Raw genomic sequence first — 16,978 nt, 5'->3', positions numbered from 1 at the left:
CTTTTTGTTCACTAAGCTTACTGCCCACCAAAACGCAGTCGTTGAAAGAATTTATTGAGCAAGCCCCCGATTGTTTTTGGAGGCTGTTCCGTTTTGACTTCCTCGACCGGCTGGGCCTGGCGAAGGGCTTGGTTTACGTTAATCATACCGTATCCGTACAACTGATCGTGACCCGGAGCTCCGAGGTCAGTTGCGGACTGTCTGATGAGATTCATCACGTCTCGGGTATTCATATCAGGATGAATGGAACGGATGAGCGAAGCTAGTGCAGCGACGTGAGGACATGCCATTGAAGTACCTGATAGCGAGGCGTAATCGCTATAAATGTACGTGCTAGGAATATCGACCCCAGGAGCAGATACATCTACATAATCACCAAAGTTGGAAAAATCGGCACGTTCTTTGCGGTGATCGACAGCGGCAACGGCGAGGACCTCATCATAGGCAGCAGGAAAGCTAGGCTGATCACTCGCATCGTTTCCGGAAGCCGCGACCAACACGACATTCCTTTCAAAGGCGTAGCGACAAGCTTCCCGTAGAGCTGCAGAGGAGGTGTAGTTGCCTACGCTCAAGTTGATGACATCTGCCCCGTTATCAGTCGCCCAATAAATCCCTTGTGCGATGTCTACAGCTGATCCCGAACCGTCTGCGCCAATGGCTTTGATCGGCATGAGCCTGCTATTCCAGGACATCCCGGCAATACCATCTGCGTTGTTCGTTTTCGCGGCAATGACACCCGATACGTGGGTTCCATGACCATTATCATCCTGAGGGGTGTTGCTGCCATCCAAAACGTTGTAGCCTTTGACCAGCTTACCAGCAAATTCTGGATGCTTCATATCAACTCCCGTATCGACGACTGCTACGATAACATTGCTGCTGCCTTCACTGACGTCCCAACTTTGTTCCATGCCGATCAGAGAAAGATTCCACTGGTAATCATTGTAGTACGTATCGTTCGGCTTCACATTGGGGAGTAGGAGATAATTCGGTTCGGCATATACCGAGTCAGGGTGTTCAGCGAGTTTTTTCATGAGCTGCTTGGTAGTCATGCTCTTTGATTTGATAATGAGAAATTTGTCAAAGTCGCGCTTGATCTTGGCATCCAACGAAGAAACGAGCTCATCAATTTTTTCTTGCTTGGGTCGAGGTGAAAAGCGCACGACGACTTCATTTTCTACATAATGACTGCGATCACGCTGGTTATGATGAAGCGTTTGAATATGGTTTTTTTTCTCCAAGTCACGACGAATATCCTTCACTTGTTCAATGTAGTTAATCCGGGGAATTCTCGCCTGAAGCGATGTCACGTGGGGATGAGGTTCGCGCATTTCCTGTTCTGCATTCTGATTCATCCGATACGGGACAACTACGAGACCGACCAAGGCAATAGCGGCAACAAAAGGCCAGACGCGCAAAAAAACTCACTCCCTCCAGTGCTGTTATCTATATCGTGCACATGAAGGGAGTGATTATGAAGGAAATAGCTTACAGTTAGCGTGATTAGATTAAGCCAAGCTTTGCTAAACCATATTGGATGCCACTGTCGTTTACGTGGCGCGTAATCATATTGGCGAACGGCTTTAATTCTTCATGAGCATTACCCATCGCTACCCCCATGCCAACATAGGAGAGCATCTCTTTGTCGTTCAATCCGTCTCCAAAGGCAACAGCTTCAGCAGGAGTGAGTCCAAAATGTTTCAAGACGGCTTCAACTCCTTTTGCCTTGGAGCCATTTGGAGGCAAAATATCCATGCAGTGTTCATGCCAACGAATATAAGAGACGTCACGGAATTCTCCTGTGTACTTAGCTTCATCTGGGCCACAGTAGAGAAATGCTTGATAAATCGGCATTTCCTCCCAGTAGCGATGGCGATACGCTGGGTATTCCAGTCCCAACCAATCAAAAGACTCGATGATATGTGGGTGATCCATCGCATTGGCATAGAAGTGATCTGCACTCAAAAATACCATGGGATGGGAATGACCCTCAGCCATTTGTTCGAGCTTTGCCAAAGTATCTGTAGCAATTGGCGTATGATGGATGATCTTCCCTTCACTCTTCACATACGACCCGTTAAAGCCCACGAATGTCTCAATGCCCAGTTGCTCAGCGATTGGCATCAAATGATAAGGAGCTCGGCCTGTTGCGATCGCGACATGGACACCGTTTTGTTGTAAGGTTTGTACGGCGTCCACCGTTGTTTGTGGAATGATGTGATCGGTGTTCAGTAAGGTTCCGTCAATGTCAAAAAAGACGATTTGATAAGCCACTTCTTATCCGCTCCTCTCCACGCTATCTCTCTAGGTGTTCTCTCTATAAAGGTTTTGCACAAAAAAATAGGAAAAGGAATGCCGGATGGGACACTCCTTCTCAGTTCGCTATTAGAATACAGCTACTTCTGTCTCGCTGTCAAATACGTGACATTTGGCAAGATCCATCGCTAGTTTTACCTTCATCTTAGGTTTTAGCGCTTCACGAGAATCCACGCGCGCTACCATCTGGGTATCCCCAATATTGTGGAAATATACATACAATTCAGAGCCCATATTTTCTACGACTTCAACTTCTGCTTCAAGTGAGCTCTCAAATGGATTTGCTTCCATAAAGGAGGCGTCGCTGTAAATGTCCTCAGGGCGAATCCCAAAAATAACCTGCTTATTTACATAACCTTTTTCCCGTAAAGTCTTAGCTTTATCTTCTGGGAAGCGTACATGAATATTTTGCGCATCAAAATAGAGCGCCCCGTCTTTTTCGGAAAGATTCCCTTTCACAAAGTTCATCGCAGGGGAGCCGATAAAGCTCGCTACAAACAGATTGACTGGATGATTGTAGATTTCGGTCGGGGTGGCAACCTGTTGGATAAGGCCGTCCTTCATGACGACGATCCGGTCTCCCATGGTCATGGCCTCTGTCTGATCGTGTGTCACATAAATGATCGTGGTATTCAAGCGTTGATGCAGTTTCAAAATTTCCGTGCGCATTTGTACACGCAGCTTTGCATCGAGGTTGGACAACGGTTCATCCATCAAAAATACTTGCGGTTCACGCACGATCGCACGACCCAATGCAACACGCTGTCTTTGTCCCCCTGACAGCGCTTTTGGCTTGCGGTCTAGCAAATGCGAAATATCGAGGATTCGCGCTGCATCTTGAATTCGCTTATCAATATCAGATTTGGAGAATTTGCGCAATTTCAGACCGAAAGCCATATTTTCGTATACATTCATATGCGGATAGAGTGCATAGCTTTGAAAAACCATGGCGATGTCGCGATCTTTGGGAGCCACATCGTTGACACGGCGATCGCCTATGTATAAATCACCATCCGAAATCTCTTCCAGACCTGCAATCATGCGCAGCGTGGTAGATTTTCCACAACCAGATGGTCCGACCAGAACGAGGAATTCGCGATCTTGAATTTCCAAGTGAAAATCGTCAACTGCCGTAACGTTGTTTCCATATCGCTTATAAATGTGGGAAAGACTTACCTTTGCCATGAAAAAGGCACCTCCTCGGGTTTGTGAAGAAAGAAAATTCTTGGATAACTGTAAGGGTAGGGTACCAATTCACTTGCAAGTTGGATACGGACAGTATATACGAAATGTTTTGTTAATTTTGACGAAAGAGCAGGTAGAGCTGGAGCATGACGGCATCAGGAAACAATCGCGGGTCTAATCCGGTTTGTTCTGTCAGCTTGTCCAATCGATACAACAGTGTATTCCGATGAAGGAATAGCTGTCGTGCTGTATCGCTTACATTCAATTGTCTGGCGAACAACGTATCTAATGTTTCCAGTTGTTCATCTGTCATGTGCGGAACGGTTATGACAGCAGCCAGCTCGTTAGCGATTGCGGCTGCTATTTCTTTGGGGAGAGAAGCTGCCCATCGTTCTAACGGATAAGACCAATCTCCAGCAACCATCATTTGTGGTCGATAGGATTGAAGGGCACGGGCAAGTGATAATTGCCGTAATAGAGTGTCGCCCAATGCAAGTGGACTCGTGATTGGCGATCCGACAACAAGGCGAACGGGTTCCATCCATTCCATCGAAATCAGATCATGCAGGCCAGATGCCCACTCCATAAGCTCTGAAGCCGTTTTCTGATGATCGAGCATGGAGACAGGGACGATGAGAAGGGCATGTGTTTGCGTTAACGGAATGAAATCCGGTCCTCCTTCAAAAAAATCATGCAGCAAGGGCTGCAAGGAATCCCATTCTCCCTTTCGATCCGGTCTGCATCGCTCTAATAAAAAGGAGACACGCGCTTCTTTCCACGGCCATTTTGCTTCGAGTTGAGCAGGGATTGCAACAGGGGAGCCAGTGACAATGCTCGAAAGCCAGTTGGATATCTGTTTTGGGAGGGGAAGCGCTGCTGGATCATCCACATGAGGAAAAATCAGATCCAACAACGCTCGGGCTGAAGTATGCCATGCTACCGTTTCGATAAGGATCAATGTCACTACACCGTTACTCGAATGGCGGGCAACTTGCTCCCAGCCTTTTTGTACCCAATCCTGCTGGATATGTGCTGCTTCTGTTTGTGAGACTTGTACATATTCGATAGGTAAATGCGTCGTTTGTCGGATGTGCTCGACATCTCTCTTCCATTTTTCCACAAGGTGACCCCCATCTCGACACGAAAGTAAGGTTATTATACCTTAGTCGAGGGCGAGCGTGGCAGCGGTTTCTTGTAGGGCCGGAGCTGGAGTGGCCAAATCGTTGTATGGAGCATCAGTGCCCAGGACATGCAAGGTTATCTCGGGACGGGAACGCAGACGGATGTTTACCCCTGTTTGCCCCAAGCCCTCACTGATGTAAAAGGGGCGACCATCCATCTCGTGAAGACCTTTCACGATATTTTGCTTAGGTAATTTCCCCATCGTTGCGAGATGAAAGGGGCGAGGCCAATGGATCTGTCCTCCGTGAAAATGCCCTGACAACAAATAATCGTAAGCATACTCTTTCATGTGCAAAACTATATTAGGATCATGAGTCAAGACGAGCCTTGCTCCTGTCTCGGGTACATCGAAGAAAGACTTGGCCAGGTTGCTATGGCGCGTGCTGAAATCATCCACACCGATAATGTGCAGGGGCTGCCCCTTGTGATAGACGGTTTCATTTTCATTGAGAAGAACACGACAGCCAATGCGTTCTAACTCTGATTTCAACTGGGCGAGCTTGAAAGGGGCAAGAACATAGTCATGATTGCCAAAAACCACATAAATTCCGAGTGTCGGCTGTAATTGCTGGAGATATTGCACAAAAGCGACTGCCTTCGGAATGTTTATTTCACGGTCAAGCAGGTCGCCGGTAATCGCAATCAGGTCTACCTGACGCTGCGAGAAGTCATCGACAATGCGCTGGGGCCCTACAGACAAGTTTTCCATGTGCAAATCAGACAAGTGCAAGATCGAAATCGGCTCAAAATCATGCGGGTGTTGAAGGTGCTGTGATTTTTGCAAGGGAATCGCAACTTCTTTTATTTGAACATCAAATGTATTGCGATAGGCTCGAAAAAGCAACAAGGCGATAGCACCAAGTAAAATAAACCAGATCATCATGGTCAGCCATCTCCTTTGCGGTAAGAATACTGTCATTATACTAGAAAAAGTTCACGATCGAATAAGTAGGTTCTGGTAGGAGGAATTACGCAAAAAATGTAGAAATATTATGAATGTTGCGTAGTGAGAAAAACGATGTAGAGTAGGAGAGTGACGACATGAACGTAGAGAAAATTCCAGCAACGGAAGGCCCTTATAATCTGGAAAATTATGATGAAGCATATGCGAATTTTGATTGGGCGGATGTGGAGAAGCAATTCTCTTGGTATGAGACCGGGAAAGTGAACATGGTGTATGAAGCCATTGATCGACATCTCGCTACGGATCGGAAAGACAAAATCGCTTTGATGTACAGCAATGCGACGAGAGACGAGACTTATACTTTTGCGCAATTAAGTGAATTATCCAATAAATTCGGGAATGTTTTGCGGAATCTGGGCATTGTGAAAGGGGACCGCGTTTTCGTCTTTATGCCGCGTTCGCCGGAGCTTTATGTAAGCGTTTTAGGTACGATCAAAATTGGTGCAATCGTAGGGCCGCTATTTGAAGCGTTCATGGAAGCAGCTGTGCGTGATCGCTTGGAAAATAGCGAAGCCGTTGCGATCGTTACGACACCTGCACTTTTGCCGCGTATTCCAGTAAACGACCTGCCAGCACTAAAACACGTGATTGTTGTAGGTGCAGAAGAGGAGCTAAAAGAAGGTCATATCCGCTTTGAAAAAGCGATGGAAGAAGCCTCCACCGAGCTGGAAATCGAATGGGTCGATCGTGAGGATGGCATGATTCTGCACTATACCTCAGGCTCAACCGGTAAGCCAAAGGGTGTCCTGCACGTCCACAATGCCATGATCCAGCATTACCAAACTGGGAAATGGATTCTCGACCTGCAAGAGGATGATATTTATTGGTGCACAGCAGACCCAGGCTGGGTAACAGGTACCTCTTATGGCATTTTTTCGCCTTGGTTGAATGGAGCAACCATTGTCGTACGTGGTGGACGTTTCACTCCCGAAGACTGGTATAAAGTCATTGAGAAAAACAAAGTATCGATTTGGTTCAGTGCTCCGACTACGTTCCGCATGTTCATGGGGGCAGGGGATGAACTCGTCAAGCAGTTTGACTTATCCAGTCTGCGTCACGTCCTGAGCGTTGGCGAACCACTCAATCCTGAAGTCGTTCACTGGGGCATGCGTGTGTTCAATCAACGCATTCACGACAACTGGTGGATGACGGAAACAGGTGCTCAGCTGATTTCTAACTATCGCTGTATGGCGATCAAGCCTGGATCGATGGGTAAGCCGTTCCCAGGTATTTATGCAGCGATTATTGACGATCGCGGAAATGAGCTGCCGCCGAATCGTATGGGGAATCTGGCAATCCGTGCGGGCTGGCCGGCCATGATGAGACAAATCTGGAACAACCCAGCGAAGTACGAGGAGTACTTCAGCATCCCAGGCTGGTATGTATCCGGGGATTCTGCATACAAGGATGAAGAAGGCTACTTCTGGTTCCAAGGCCGTATTGATGATGTGATCAATACTTCGGGTGAGCGAGTCGGTCCGTTTGAAGTAGAGAGCAAGCTCGTGGAGCATCCAGCAGTAGCCGAAGCGGGCGTCATCGGCAAACCAGATCCGGTTCGTGGTGAAATTATCAAAGCATTCATCGCGCTGCGAGCTGGGTATGAGCCAAGTGAAGCGTTGATGGAAGAGATTCGCAAGTTTGTAAAAGAAGGATTGGCTGCACATGCTGCTCCTCGTGAAATCGAATTCCGCGACAAGTTGCCAAAAACTCGTTCCGGAAAAATCATGCGCCGCGTCTTGAAAGCGTGGGAATTAGGTCTACCAACTGGTGACCTGTCTACGATGGAAGATTAATCACAAGAAAAACCATCTCTCGAAATGTCGGGAGATGGTTTCTTTTTTTAGGAATGGTTATGTTGTTTATGATCATGCGGATGGTCGTGGTTGTGCTCATGCTCATGGTTATGATCGTGATCGTGGGAATCGGCTGTTGCCTGGCAATGTAAGTCACCATGTACAGTAGAGGAGTTCTCAATCTGAATGGTAGCGTGTGTAATGCCGAATTCTTTTTCCAAAAGGACCAGCGCGTCATTTAACACAGGGTAGCTGGGCAAATCGTCCTGGACAACCAGATGGCATGTCAGGGAATCAAATCCGGAAGTAACCGTCCAAATGTGCAGGTCATGCACTTTGATAACTCCAGACAGCTGACTGAGTCGCTCTTCCACTTTTGCCGTATCCAGCCGAGAAGGGGCTCCTTCCAGCAAAATATTGACGGATTCTTTCGTTACGCGCCATGCGCTCAGCATGATCAGGACAGCCACGACGATACTGATGATCGGGTCGGCAATGTACCAGCCAAAAGCCCACATCAGGATACCACCAACGATTGCACCGACAGAACCGAGAAGATCACCGAGAACGTGGAGATAGGCACTGCGTACATTGACGTTGTTCTTGGTATCACCACGCATGAGTACCATGGCTGCAGCAATATTCGCCAAGAGTCCAACTGAGGCGATAATGATCATGGAGCCACTGGCAACCTCAGGGGGATTCCACATGCGTTGGAACCCTTCCCAGAAAATGAACAAGGAAATCAGCACGAGTGTCACACCATTGGTTAGTGCAGCCAAGATTTCAAAACGTTTCAACCCGAATGTTCTCTTGGCAGAAGGTGGTCGTGCAGCGAAATGAACAGCGATCAAGCTCAATAGAAGCGCTAATGCATCACTTAACATATGCCCAGCGTCAGAGAGCAACGCCAAACTATTGGTGAGGAAGCCCCCGATGGTTTCTACAACCAAAAATACAGCAATGATGAGGAAAGAAATGAGAAGAGCTCGTTTACTGGCTCCTTTTCCATGGTGATGGTGGTCGTGACCATGACCATCTCCATGATCGTGATGATGAAATCCCATAATTGTGTCCTCCTTATAAAATGAATGAATTATAGATGCTCTGCTAAAAAAAGCGCGTCATTCCCAACACCGCCCATAAGCGCTGATCCTCGTGTATGCTGCCAGGGTAGCCCGAGAAAGGATAGGCCAGGAACTTTGGTTATCCCGCGATGATGAATCGGTCGGCCGTGGGAATCAAGCACATGAGGGACGTTAAGCCAATCGTAGTTCGATCGAAAACCGGTAGCCCACAATATGTTGTTGACCGTTGCTTGATTTCCATCTGCAAAAATAGCAGTGTTTCCATTCACCTGTACTGCCCGGGAAACCAATCGCATTGCTCCGGATCTGGACAAATCGCGGACCTGCTTTTTGTAACCGAAAATGGGATCAGGTGATTGACTCAATTTTTGTCCTAGCCAGGTGGAGCGGGGGACATCAAGTAACCCGAGTACCTTCATGTAATCAAAGATAGGTTTTCCAAAAATGAAGTGCGGCAAGTAAGGACGTGATTCGCCTTGTGAAAAAACTACGGGACGATGAGCGGCAAGCTCTACTGCGATTTGCGCGCCAGAGTTGCCACTGCCCACGACGAGGACAGGACCGTCAATGAGCTGGCTTTCATTTTTGTACTGCGCGGTGTGCCATTGACGAATGCTCGGGTTCAAGCTGTTTGCGATAGCCGGGATATAGGGTGTATGAAAGGGCCCTGTAGCAACCACTACCTGGCTCGCGAAGAGCAAGCTGTCTGGTGTCCGAACCTGAAATCTAGATCCGGCATGGCTAAGTTCCAAAACGGTAGTTCCGAGCATGACTGGCAATTCAAAACGTTTCGCGTACAATTCCAGATAATCTGCTGCATCGTCTTTGTTTGGGAGTGTATGCGGCTCTCCAGGGAAAGCGAGGCCAGGCAGATGATTATATTTGCGAGGCGTAAAAAGTACGAGTGAATCGTACCGCTTGCGCCAACTATCACCAATCCGTTTGTTTTGCTCCAAGATGACAAAACGGCGGCTTTTACGCTTGAGAGCATAACCGAGAGCAAGTCCTGCCTGCCCTCCGCCAATTACGATGACGTCATAGTCGTTCATGATTCGGGCCTTCTTTCCGGTAAGGATTACCTAAATCATACCATATTCATTATTATATTCAAGTAATTGTTTGAATGTTTTTTGGACATCAGCAAAAAAGGCCGCCACTATTGGTGACGGACCCGGATAAAAGCCAGTGGATTTACGGCTTTGATTGCTTCAATTCGGCAGCATGCTCAATACCACACATGATTAAATGGCGGACATGATCGTCGTCGAGTGAGTAATAGACGAGCTTGCCATTTTTTCGGTACCGGGCGAGACCCATGTTTTTTAACAAGCGCAGATGGTGGGAGGTATTGGGAATCGAACTATTGATGGTTGCAGCGACATCGCATACGCATAGCTCTCCTTCAAGTGCCAGCGCATAAATGATTTTTGCTCGCGTATCATCTGCAAGAGCCTTGAAGAGAGGGGCGACACCTTCCGTCTCCATCATTCTGGGCCGAAGCCTGTTTACTTTTTCTTCGTCGATCGTCTGGACTTCACAAACCTCTAGATCAGTGGGAATGCGCTGAATGTCTTCGCTCATTTCCTTCACCCCAAACCGTACCATTTTCCACCATTATAAGACGGATAAAGGGGGAAGGGAAGGCTGGACAACCTGTTCATTTTGTAAAAAAAGGTCAAGGAAAAGAAGGAAATATCAGTGCCTTTATATAAATAGGAATGATACCTATTTGTGAAAAGAGAGGAGAGAAATTCCACTTGATTCTGAAGATTCGCCAATTCCTGGTTGAAATAATCGGGGCGCTCCTGCTTGGACTAAGTGTCGTTTGGTTAACAATGGGCAGGGACAGCGACTTTTTTTCCGGTTGGAGCATAGAATGGTCCCCTTTGTGGCTTGATGTGAAAACCTTTTTCCTTAGTATTTGGCTGGAAGCAATCCCGTTTGTCCTCTTGGGTGTATTCTTTTCTGCGTTTATCCAGACGTTTGTGACAGAAGAGCAGGTGAGGCGTTGGACACCGAAGCATCCACTCGTTGCCCTGCCGTTTGCCGGGTTACTGGGATTTTTATTCCCCGTATGTGAATGTGCCATTATCCCTGTGGTTCGTCGCTTGATACAAAAAGGGATGCCGCTGTCAGTCGGGATTGTTTTCTTATTGGCGGGACCGATTGTGAATCCCGTTGTTTTGTCATCGACCTATGTGGCTTTCACGCGTCAGCCGGAAATGGCTCTCTACCGGGGCATTGCGGGATTCGTTGTTGCGCTAATTGTAGGCATGCTTGTCTTTCTGTTTGTCAAAAAAAATCCAATACGGCTCGGCATGGAATCGCAAATCAGTCATGAAGCCGACCATGTAAAAGCGACGGGTGGAAAGCTGTCCTCGACGTTTGCCCACGCGGTGGACGAATTTTTTGACATGGGGAAATATTTGTTGTTTGGTGCGTTTATCAGTGCGCTTTTACAGGTGTACATCAGCCGGGATACGCTCATGGACATCGGTCAAACACCGCTCACCTCCAATTTGGTCATGATGGGGATGGCGTACTTGTTTTCGCTTTGTTCAGAGGCAGATGCGTTTATCGCTGCTTCCTTTGCCAATACATTTTCAAGCAGCTCGTTGCTTGCCTTTCTGGTTTTTGGTCCCATGCTCGATTTAAAAACGACGTTGATGCTATTTGGAACGTTTCGCTTTGGTTTTGTTGTCAAGTTGGTTGTGGCTATTACGCTTTTGGTAATTTGCGTCACCATGCTCATACCGATGTAAGGAGGAGAATATGGATCAGAAAAAATTGAAGCGTCATCATATCATGCGCAGTTTGATTTTGGCGGGCATTACAGTGTTGTTGGCCTATTTGATCCTGTCGGAAACACTCAGTCACTATCTCGCACCGCGATTGCACATGTTCAGCTATGTCACACTCGTCATCCTGGCCCTGTTGACAATTGTCAGCATACGGCAAATTTTTGTTGGCAGTAGTGTTTACGATTGCGATTGTGAGGAGCAGCACAAAGTTCCGCGTACACCTATGGGCTCCCTTTTGGTTTATAGCTTGTTTATACTCCCCATCGTAATGGGCTTTGTCATGCCGGATAAAATTCTTGGCAGTGATGTAGCGGAGAAGCGGGGGATCACGTTACTCAGCAATGATGTACGAAAGCTGGCGGATGTTACGGCGAGCGCGAATATGAATGCGAATGCAGCAGAAAATGCGGAGCAGGAGGCAGAAGTAAAAGAAGATGCCGAACAAAGCGTAGAACCACAGTCAGAAGCTACCAATCAAGCAGCTTTACCCCCGGTGCAAGCAACAGACGACGAGCAATTGCGGCAACGATTCTCGAACGGGGGATTTGGTGACTTTTACACGGATATCGCCGTCTTTTTACATAAACAGCCAGTGATTGAACTGAATGACAAAGTGTTCTTGGACGGACTCACCACAATGGAGCTATATGCAAAAGAATTTGCTGGGAAAGAGCTTGAAACGATGGGATTTGTATATCGGCAACCTGATTTTACCAAGCAGCAGTTTGTTGTAGCGCGTTTTTCCGTCACCTGCTGTACAGCAGATTCCAGTGTTTACGGCGTTCTGGTGGAAAAGGAGGACGCGAACAAATGGGCAAAAGATAGCTGGGTAAAAGTTCGCGGAAAGCTCGAGCTGCGTCAGGTAGACGGATACGACATGCTAGTGCTCAAAGCATCTCAGGTAGAAGCCGTCTCCGCGCCAAAAGATCCTTATGTGTATTACAGCTTTGAAGCAGCAACAGACAGCTAAAATGTGGGGGAACGAAAATGATCGTGCGACTAAATTTACAGGATGAACAAACGGTACAAAAACTTTGGAACCTGCAGCAAAGAGCGTATCGTGTAGAGGCAGAGATAATTGGTACAGCAGATATTCCTCCCCTGCGAGAATCAGTAGAACAACTGAGAGCATGTGGAGAAACGTTTTATGGCTACATAGAGGGAGCCGAGCTGACAGGGGCAGTATCTTTTTTGATCGAAGGAGATACATTGGATATTCACCGAATGATTGTAGATCCTATTCATTTTCGCAAGGGAATCGCGAGTCAATTACTTGCCTCTGTCCACGAGCATGCCAACAGCAAGATCATCGTCGCAACCGGTTCTTTGAACGAACCCGCCGTTCGGTTGTATGGGAGACATGGTTTTACCTTGACGGATAAAAAAGAAGTGAAGCCCGGTCTGTGGCTATCTTTTTTCGAGAAAAGGATAAAGTAATTCCCCGCACATCCACTGCTATAGATTGCTTGACACCACCCTTCGTTGTTAGTATATTGGTTACAACGAGGGGTGGTACAATGAAAATCAGTAACAGATTCACCATCGCAGTACATATACTGTCGCTTATAAGCGTCCGTACCGATAATATGACCTCAGAGCAAATAGCCGATAGCGTGAATATTAATGCGGGATATATTCGGCAAATCAGTGGACTTTTGAAAAAAGCCGGATTAATCGGAGTGAAGCGTGGATCGGGTGGAGCATACTTGTTAAAAGAACCAGGTTCTATTTCTTTATACGACGTTTATCAAGCCGTCGATGTAGTCATCGAGGGTGAACTCTTCCATTGGCATGAAAATCCCAATCCAAATTGTTGGGTTGGGTCAAATATCCATGATGTTTTGGAAATCTATTTATTGAAGGCACAGCAAGCTATGGAAGAGGTCTTGCGAGCAGTCTCCATCCATGAAATTACTGAGATCATAATTAGAAAAAAAAATGCTTCTTCGGGAGCATAATTTTTTCGACTTAGTTGTAAGTGTTTTACTAACAACGAGACCGCCCTCTCAAAAAAATTTTACATCATAAGGAGGATTTAGTAATGATTAGTTATGATTCTGAAATTAAAGAACTTCACTGGGATCAAGATGTAAATTCATATGTTCAACTTATTCCAAACATCATTTATTCCGAAAAAGGGAACACCCCTTTAAAGCTAAACTTATTGGTATATAGAAATCCGATGGATGCTCTATTTAATCGAGAGGGTAACAAAGAGGTTTACCCATTGATTATTTATCTGCAAGGTTGTGGATGGGGATGGAGCGACCAAGATTTGTTCGCCTTTATCCCACAGCTCTCAGAATTTGCCAAACGCGGGTTTGTCGTTGCAAGCGTGCAATACCGCCTTAGTTCAGAGGCTATTTTTCCTGCTCAACTCGATGATGTGAAGGATGCGATACAATTTCTAAAATCAAATGCCGCGAAGTACAACATAGATCCAAGCAAAGTCGGTCTATGGGGAGATTCCTCCGGTGCACATTTAGCTTTACTAGCAGGGTTAGATGCTTTGGGATCAGAAGAAAATCAATGTGTGGTTCAAGCAGTTGTGGATTGGTTTGGGCCAACCGAATTGCTGTCCATGAGCCAATACCCTTCTGTTTTTGACCATGATTCACCACATTCGCCGGAATCTAAGCTAGTGGGAGGAGCAATTCAAGAGAATCAAGCAAGAGCAAGAGAAGCGAGTCCCATCGAGTATGTTCGTCCGGATGCTCCGCCCATATTGATTATGCATGGTGACGCAGATGATGTAGTGCCCTATGAACAAAGCGTTGAACTTTTTTATGCTTTGCGCAGAGCTGGAAACAACGCAAGTATGTATAAAATTAAGGGAGCAGGGCATAACGGTTTCACACAACAGCAAACAATGGATGTTGTTAAAGCTTTTTTCGACGAACATTTAAAATAAACGCTAGTGACCTAATAGAGAAGGATCTCATAAAAAAGGATAGTCCCGTGAGCTAGCGAGGGGTTGGCGATATGCTAAAAACTCCCTAGTACTGCAATGGGGAAGAAGAGAGTTTTAGAGTCGGTCCGATAATTATTGGTGCCTCCGGGGGAGTTATGGGTTGCGTCCTAAATAGTTAGGTTAGACAACATGGTGGAATTTTATTTATGCAATGTTCCGCAGACGATAGGAGCGGAATCAAGAGATGATCTGGGCCATTTTCCTAGGTCTTTTGTATTCGTCGAAATCCCGTTTGTATGCGTAATCCCCTCCAGTAGTCACTAAGTAGGAAGAAGCAGGAAAAAGGTTTAACGAGGACTTGCTTTCCGATTTATTGCCTAGGAATAAGGTTACTGTACAAGGTTGTCATGCTCATGCTCTTATATAAGTAGGAATGGGTTGGAAAAACATTTCCAATATTGCTAAAAATGGAGTGTGGAAAACATGAGAACAAGGGAAAAGAATCATTTCCGTTGCCGGCGGTTCTTGATCCGGATGGTTGCCTTCTCGCTGGCGGCATCACTTTGTCTGATTGGACAAGCTTCCGCTGCCGATGATGAAATCCAACTGAAGTGGGAACAGCGTTATACCAAAGAGGAGACGCGGGAGTTAGTCCAAAAGGTCGTCCCGACGAAAGATGGAGGCGGGCTGGTCTGGGCAAACGGGACGAACAGTGATTATCGCATACTCCCCCCTTTGCTGGTGAAAGCAGATGGAACGGGTCGGGAAGAATGGTCAAAGCGCATGCCGGAAGAGTTCTTTATCGCCGACGTGGAGCAGGCGAAAGAAGGCGGATATCTAGTGATGGGAGCGCTACGCTCGGAGCCGGACAAGCTGCAGTTGATCAAATTGAGTGAAACCGGTGATGAGGAGTGGACGAAAGCAATTGAGGTAGAGGGGGGGGCGATGATACCGGACAGATATGTCCTGCTGTACAGTGATTTCGCCGAAACATTCGACGGTGGTGTGGTCGCAGTAGGCCACAAATACCTCGAAGAGAGTGGACAGTACCTATACAATATCGTGAAGATCACAGCATCAGGTGAAATCGAATGGGATAAGCCGTTGGGCAACTCAGCTCATCGGGTTTATGTTACCAAAAGCGGGGAAATGTTTGTCCAAGGCAGTGTGTTCTCCGGCGATGCTCACCTGTACGTGGCAAAGCTGTCCGAAGAAGCGGACAAGCTTTGGGAACATACCTACGAACAGAAGGGTTCGGTCACAATTAAATCAGTCCTCCCTGCGACCGATGGCGGGCTTCTCGTCACCGGATACACCAACCGCTTCAACTCTGACCCCGGTTTCGATGACATCGTTGCGTGGCATATCGATTCGGAGGGGAAAGTTGTTTGGCAGAAGCTTTACGATACCGAAGTGGGAAGTGGAGAAGTGTCGGACGGAGAAAGAGGCTTATTGTTGTCCGAGACAGCGGATGATGGCTACATGCTGATCGGGCTGATGGATTCGATAAACGCTGACCCTTCCAAATGGAATTTCAAGAAGTTGGATCACTCTGGCGACCTTTTGTGGGAGAGAACGATCTCGTTCCCGCAAATACGCGTTGCTAATGCGGTTCCGCAGGGAAATGACCAATACTTATTATTGGGGGAATATTGGGAAAAAAGCACAACAATGGCGGACAAGCGAGACATCTATGTGATCAAATACGGCAAAACAAAAACCATCGTCTCCCTTGAGCCGCAAATGCAAATGCACAAACTGAAACTGGATAAAGGCGATACGGAAGAACTTAAGGTTACGGCTGTTTATGATGACGATACCAAAGAAGCTCTGACGAACGGGATTCGATGGACCTCTTCCAACGAAGAAGTGGCCGTAGTTGACGAGAATGGACGAGTTACGGCCAAAGAGAAGGGAAAAGTGCAAATCATCGCAACCTTTCAAGGAAAAAAAGCAGTATTCTCGGTCCAGGTGAAAGGGTAGATACTCAATTTGCGTCAATAGATAACGTACTTAACCTCCTATCAAAGAGATAGGAGGTTCTTCCCATTAACATCGTCGAAAGATGTCCCAACCAGCCTCAAACATGTTTCTACAAGTAGGGGGTGAACAGTTTAGCGTACGAGGTCAATGCCCCACGGGTAGGGACGTTCTACCCCGGCTACGTAATCGTAGAACCATATTAAAAATGGTAAACCAGTAAAAACTGGCTGACCTCATAATACGAACGGGCAGGATAGCATAATTATTAATTCGGTAAGCGGAGTTGATGTGGTGATATTGTTTTAAGAAAAATGAAACGATCAGGTAGAGGTCAACGTAAAAGGTATCATGAAGGATTTCTTGTTTTACAGCCGAAAGATCTTGTACACGGAGGATTAAATTGTGAGAAAACAATGGGTTGGCAAAATCGCTATTGTATTAGGGATGGTACTGTTTGTTCTGCAATATTATTTTCAGACCTTTGAATATAACTATATTTTAATAGGGCTAGGGGTGGTTCTCTGCCTGATGGGAGGGTTCCTGGTTTCGGGCGATTCTCCCAAAAAGGAAACAAAGATTTGATCCTGCCAACCTTTCCCGGCAAATCGTCAGTGAACGATACCAAAAGAAGAGTATATTCAAATGGAACTTAGGGGAATTAACAAGGCTATGCAATTGATACCTTTCCACGAGAAGGCGAAAGCCCGCCCAAATAGCTTGGGAAGGATAGAGTTGCACAAAACAACCCGGATAAC

The 16,978-nt window shown here is 46.7% G+C and carries 16 protein-coding genes; 8 read left to right on the top strand and 8 right to left on the bottom strand.

What is annotated here, in order from left to right; translation table 11 throughout:
• Window positions 1-17: 17 nt before the first annotated feature.
• From C7R94_RS15095 to C7R94_RS15075, 5 genes are all read right to left on the bottom strand, one after another.
• Window positions 18-1,418 carry a S8 family peptidase gene (locus tag C7R94_RS15095; RefSeq protein WP_106782405.1) on the bottom strand — a complete coding sequence of 467 codons (1,401 nt, stop codon included), beginning with the start codon at window positions 1,416-1,418 and terminating at the stop codon, window positions 18-20.
• Between the two features lie 85 nt (window positions 1,419-1,503).
• Window positions 1,504-2,274, bottom strand: coding sequence for a Cof-type HAD-IIB family hydrolase (locus C7R94_RS15090; protein ID WP_106782403.1), 771 nt, complete (start codon window positions 2,272-2,274; stop codon window positions 1,504-1,506).
• A 111-nt stretch (window positions 2,275-2,385) separates the two neighbouring features.
• On the bottom strand, window positions 2,386-3,501 hold the full coding sequence (locus tag C7R94_RS15085) for an ABC transporter ATP-binding protein (RefSeq protein WP_106782400.1): 1,116 nt from the start codon (window positions 3,499-3,501) through the stop codon (window positions 2,386-2,388).
• Between the two features lie 112 nt (window positions 3,502-3,613).
• Window positions 3,614-4,621, bottom strand: coding sequence for a PucR family transcriptional regulator (locus tag C7R94_RS15080; RefSeq protein WP_106782398.1), 1,008 nt, complete (start codon window positions 4,619-4,621; stop codon window positions 3,614-3,616).
• A 42-nt stretch (window positions 4,622-4,663) separates the two neighbouring features.
• Window positions 4,664-5,563, bottom strand: a complete 900-nt coding sequence (locus C7R94_RS15075) for a metallophosphoesterase (RefSeq protein ID WP_106782491.1) — start codon at window positions 5,561-5,563, stop codon at window positions 4,664-4,666.
• Between the two features lie 161 nt (window positions 5,564-5,724).
• Between C7R94_RS15075 and acsA the strand changes: the two genes are divergently transcribed.
• Window positions 5,725-7,440: an acetate--CoA ligase gene (acsA, locus tag C7R94_RS15070; protein ID WP_106782395.1), complete on the top strand. Its 1,716-nt coding sequence runs from the start codon at window positions 5,725-5,727 to the stop codon at window positions 7,438-7,440.
• A gap of 47 nt (window positions 7,441-7,487) precedes the next feature.
• Here the strand turns inward: acsA and C7R94_RS15065 are convergent, their stop codons facing one another.
• From C7R94_RS15065 to C7R94_RS15055, 3 genes are all read right to left on the bottom strand, one after another.
• Complete coding sequence (locus C7R94_RS15065; protein WP_106782393.1) at window positions 7,488-8,507, bottom strand: cation diffusion facilitator family transporter; 1,020 nt, start codon at window positions 8,505-8,507, stop codon at window positions 7,488-7,490.
• 29 nt (window positions 8,508-8,536) lie between these two features.
• Complete coding sequence (locus C7R94_RS15060) at window positions 8,537-9,577, bottom strand: flavin-containing monooxygenase (RefSeq protein WP_106782391.1); 1,041 nt, start codon at window positions 9,575-9,577, stop codon at window positions 8,537-8,539.
• Between the two features lie 142 nt (window positions 9,578-9,719).
• Window positions 9,720-10,109, bottom strand: coding sequence for an ArsR/SmtB family transcription factor (locus C7R94_RS15055; protein WP_047069462.1), 390 nt, complete (start codon window positions 10,107-10,109; stop codon window positions 9,720-9,722).
• A 254-nt stretch (window positions 10,110-10,363) separates the two neighbouring features.
• Between C7R94_RS15055 and C7R94_RS15050 the strand changes: the two genes are divergently transcribed.
• From C7R94_RS15050 to C7R94_RS15020, 7 genes are all read left to right on the top strand, one after another.
• Window positions 10,364-11,290: a permease gene (locus C7R94_RS15050; protein ID WP_429790914.1), complete on the top strand. Its 927-nt coding sequence runs from the start codon at window positions 10,364-10,366 to the stop codon at window positions 11,288-11,290.
• Window positions 11,291-11,300: 10 nt separating this feature from the next.
• Window positions 11,301-12,299: a TIGR03943 family putative permease subunit gene (locus C7R94_RS15045; RefSeq protein WP_106782386.1), complete on the top strand. Its 999-nt coding sequence runs from the start codon at window positions 11,301-11,303 to the stop codon at window positions 12,297-12,299.
• Between the two features lie 17 nt (window positions 12,300-12,316).
• The gene (locus tag C7R94_RS15040; RefSeq protein WP_106782384.1) at window positions 12,317-12,766 is read left to right on the top strand and encodes a GNAT family N-acetyltransferase; all 450 of its coding nucleotides are present in this window, start codon (window positions 12,317-12,319) and stop codon (window positions 12,764-12,766) included.
• Between the two features lie 80 nt (window positions 12,767-12,846).
• Entirely contained in the window at window positions 12,847-13,287 is a 441-nt protein-coding gene (locus tag C7R94_RS15035) for an Rrf2 family transcriptional regulator (RefSeq protein WP_106782381.1), read from the top strand.
• Window positions 13,288-13,370: 83 nt separating this feature from the next.
• Window positions 13,371-14,240 carry an alpha/beta hydrolase gene (locus C7R94_RS15030; protein ID WP_106782379.1) on the top strand — a complete coding sequence of 290 codons (870 nt, stop codon included), beginning with the start codon at window positions 13,371-13,373 and terminating at the stop codon, window positions 14,238-14,240.
• A 483-nt stretch (window positions 14,241-14,723) separates the two neighbouring features.
• The gene (locus tag C7R94_RS15025; RefSeq protein ID WP_106782376.1) at window positions 14,724-16,223 is read left to right on the top strand and encodes an Ig-like domain-containing protein; all 1,500 of its coding nucleotides are present in this window, start codon (window positions 14,724-14,726) and stop codon (window positions 16,221-16,223) included.
• A gap of 402 nt (window positions 16,224-16,625) precedes the next feature.
• Window positions 16,626-16,805, top strand: coding sequence for a hypothetical protein (locus C7R94_RS15020; RefSeq protein WP_106782374.1), 180 nt, complete (start codon window positions 16,626-16,628; stop codon window positions 16,803-16,805).
• Window positions 16,806-16,978: the final 173 nt, after the last annotated feature.

The organism is Brevibacillus sp. NRRL NRS-603 (genome assembly GCF_003013445.1).
Classification (GTDB): Bacteria; Bacillota; Bacilli; order Brevibacillales; family Brevibacillaceae; genus Brevibacillus; species Brevibacillus formosus.
The sequence above is the reverse complement of the archived record's forward strand: the minus strand, read 5'-3'. Positions and strand labels throughout refer to the sequence as shown.

Bases quoted from the DNA above. Each gene is read 5' to 3' on its own strand.
- C7R94_RS15085 (WP_106782400.1), bottom strand. From the start codon at position 3,501: ATGGCAAAGGTAAGTCTTTCCCACATTTATAAGCGATATGGAAACAAC.
- C7R94_RS15075 (WP_106782491.1), bottom strand. From the start codon at position 5,563: ATGATCTGGTTTATTTTACTTGGTGCTATCGCCTTGTTGCTTTTTCGA.
- acsA (WP_106782395.1), top strand. From the start codon at position 5,725: ATGAACGTAGAGAAAATTCCAGCAACGGAAGGCCCTTATAATCTGGAA.
- C7R94_RS15065 (WP_106782393.1), bottom strand. From the start codon at position 8,507: ATGGGATTTCATCATCACGATCATGGAGATGGTCATGGTCACGACCAC.
- C7R94_RS15060 (WP_106782391.1), bottom strand. From the start codon at position 9,577: ATGAACGACTATGACGTCATCGTAATTGGCGGAGGGCAGGCAGGACTT.
- C7R94_RS15055 (WP_047069462.1), bottom strand. From the start codon at position 10,109: ATGAGCGAAGACATTCAGCGCATTCCCACTGATCTAGAGGTTTGTGAA.
- C7R94_RS15050 (WP_429790914.1), top strand. From the start codon at position 10,364: ATGGGCAGGGACAGCGACTTTTTTTCCGGTTGGAGCATAGAATGGTCC.
- C7R94_RS15045 (WP_106782386.1), top strand. From the start codon at position 11,301: ATGGATCAGAAAAAATTGAAGCGTCATCATATCATGCGCAGTTTGATT.
- C7R94_RS15040 (WP_106782384.1), top strand. From the start codon at position 12,317: ATGATCGTGCGACTAAATTTACAGGATGAACAAACGGTACAAAAACTT.
- C7R94_RS15035 (WP_106782381.1), top strand. From the start codon at position 12,847: ATGAAAATCAGTAACAGATTCACCATCGCAGTACATATACTGTCGCTT.
- C7R94_RS15030 (WP_106782379.1), top strand. From the start codon at position 13,371: ATGATTAGTTATGATTCTGAAATTAAAGAACTTCACTGGGATCAAGAT.
- C7R94_RS15025 (WP_106782376.1), top strand. From the start codon at position 14,724: ATGAGAACAAGGGAAAAGAATCATTTCCGTTGCCGGCGGTTCTTGATC.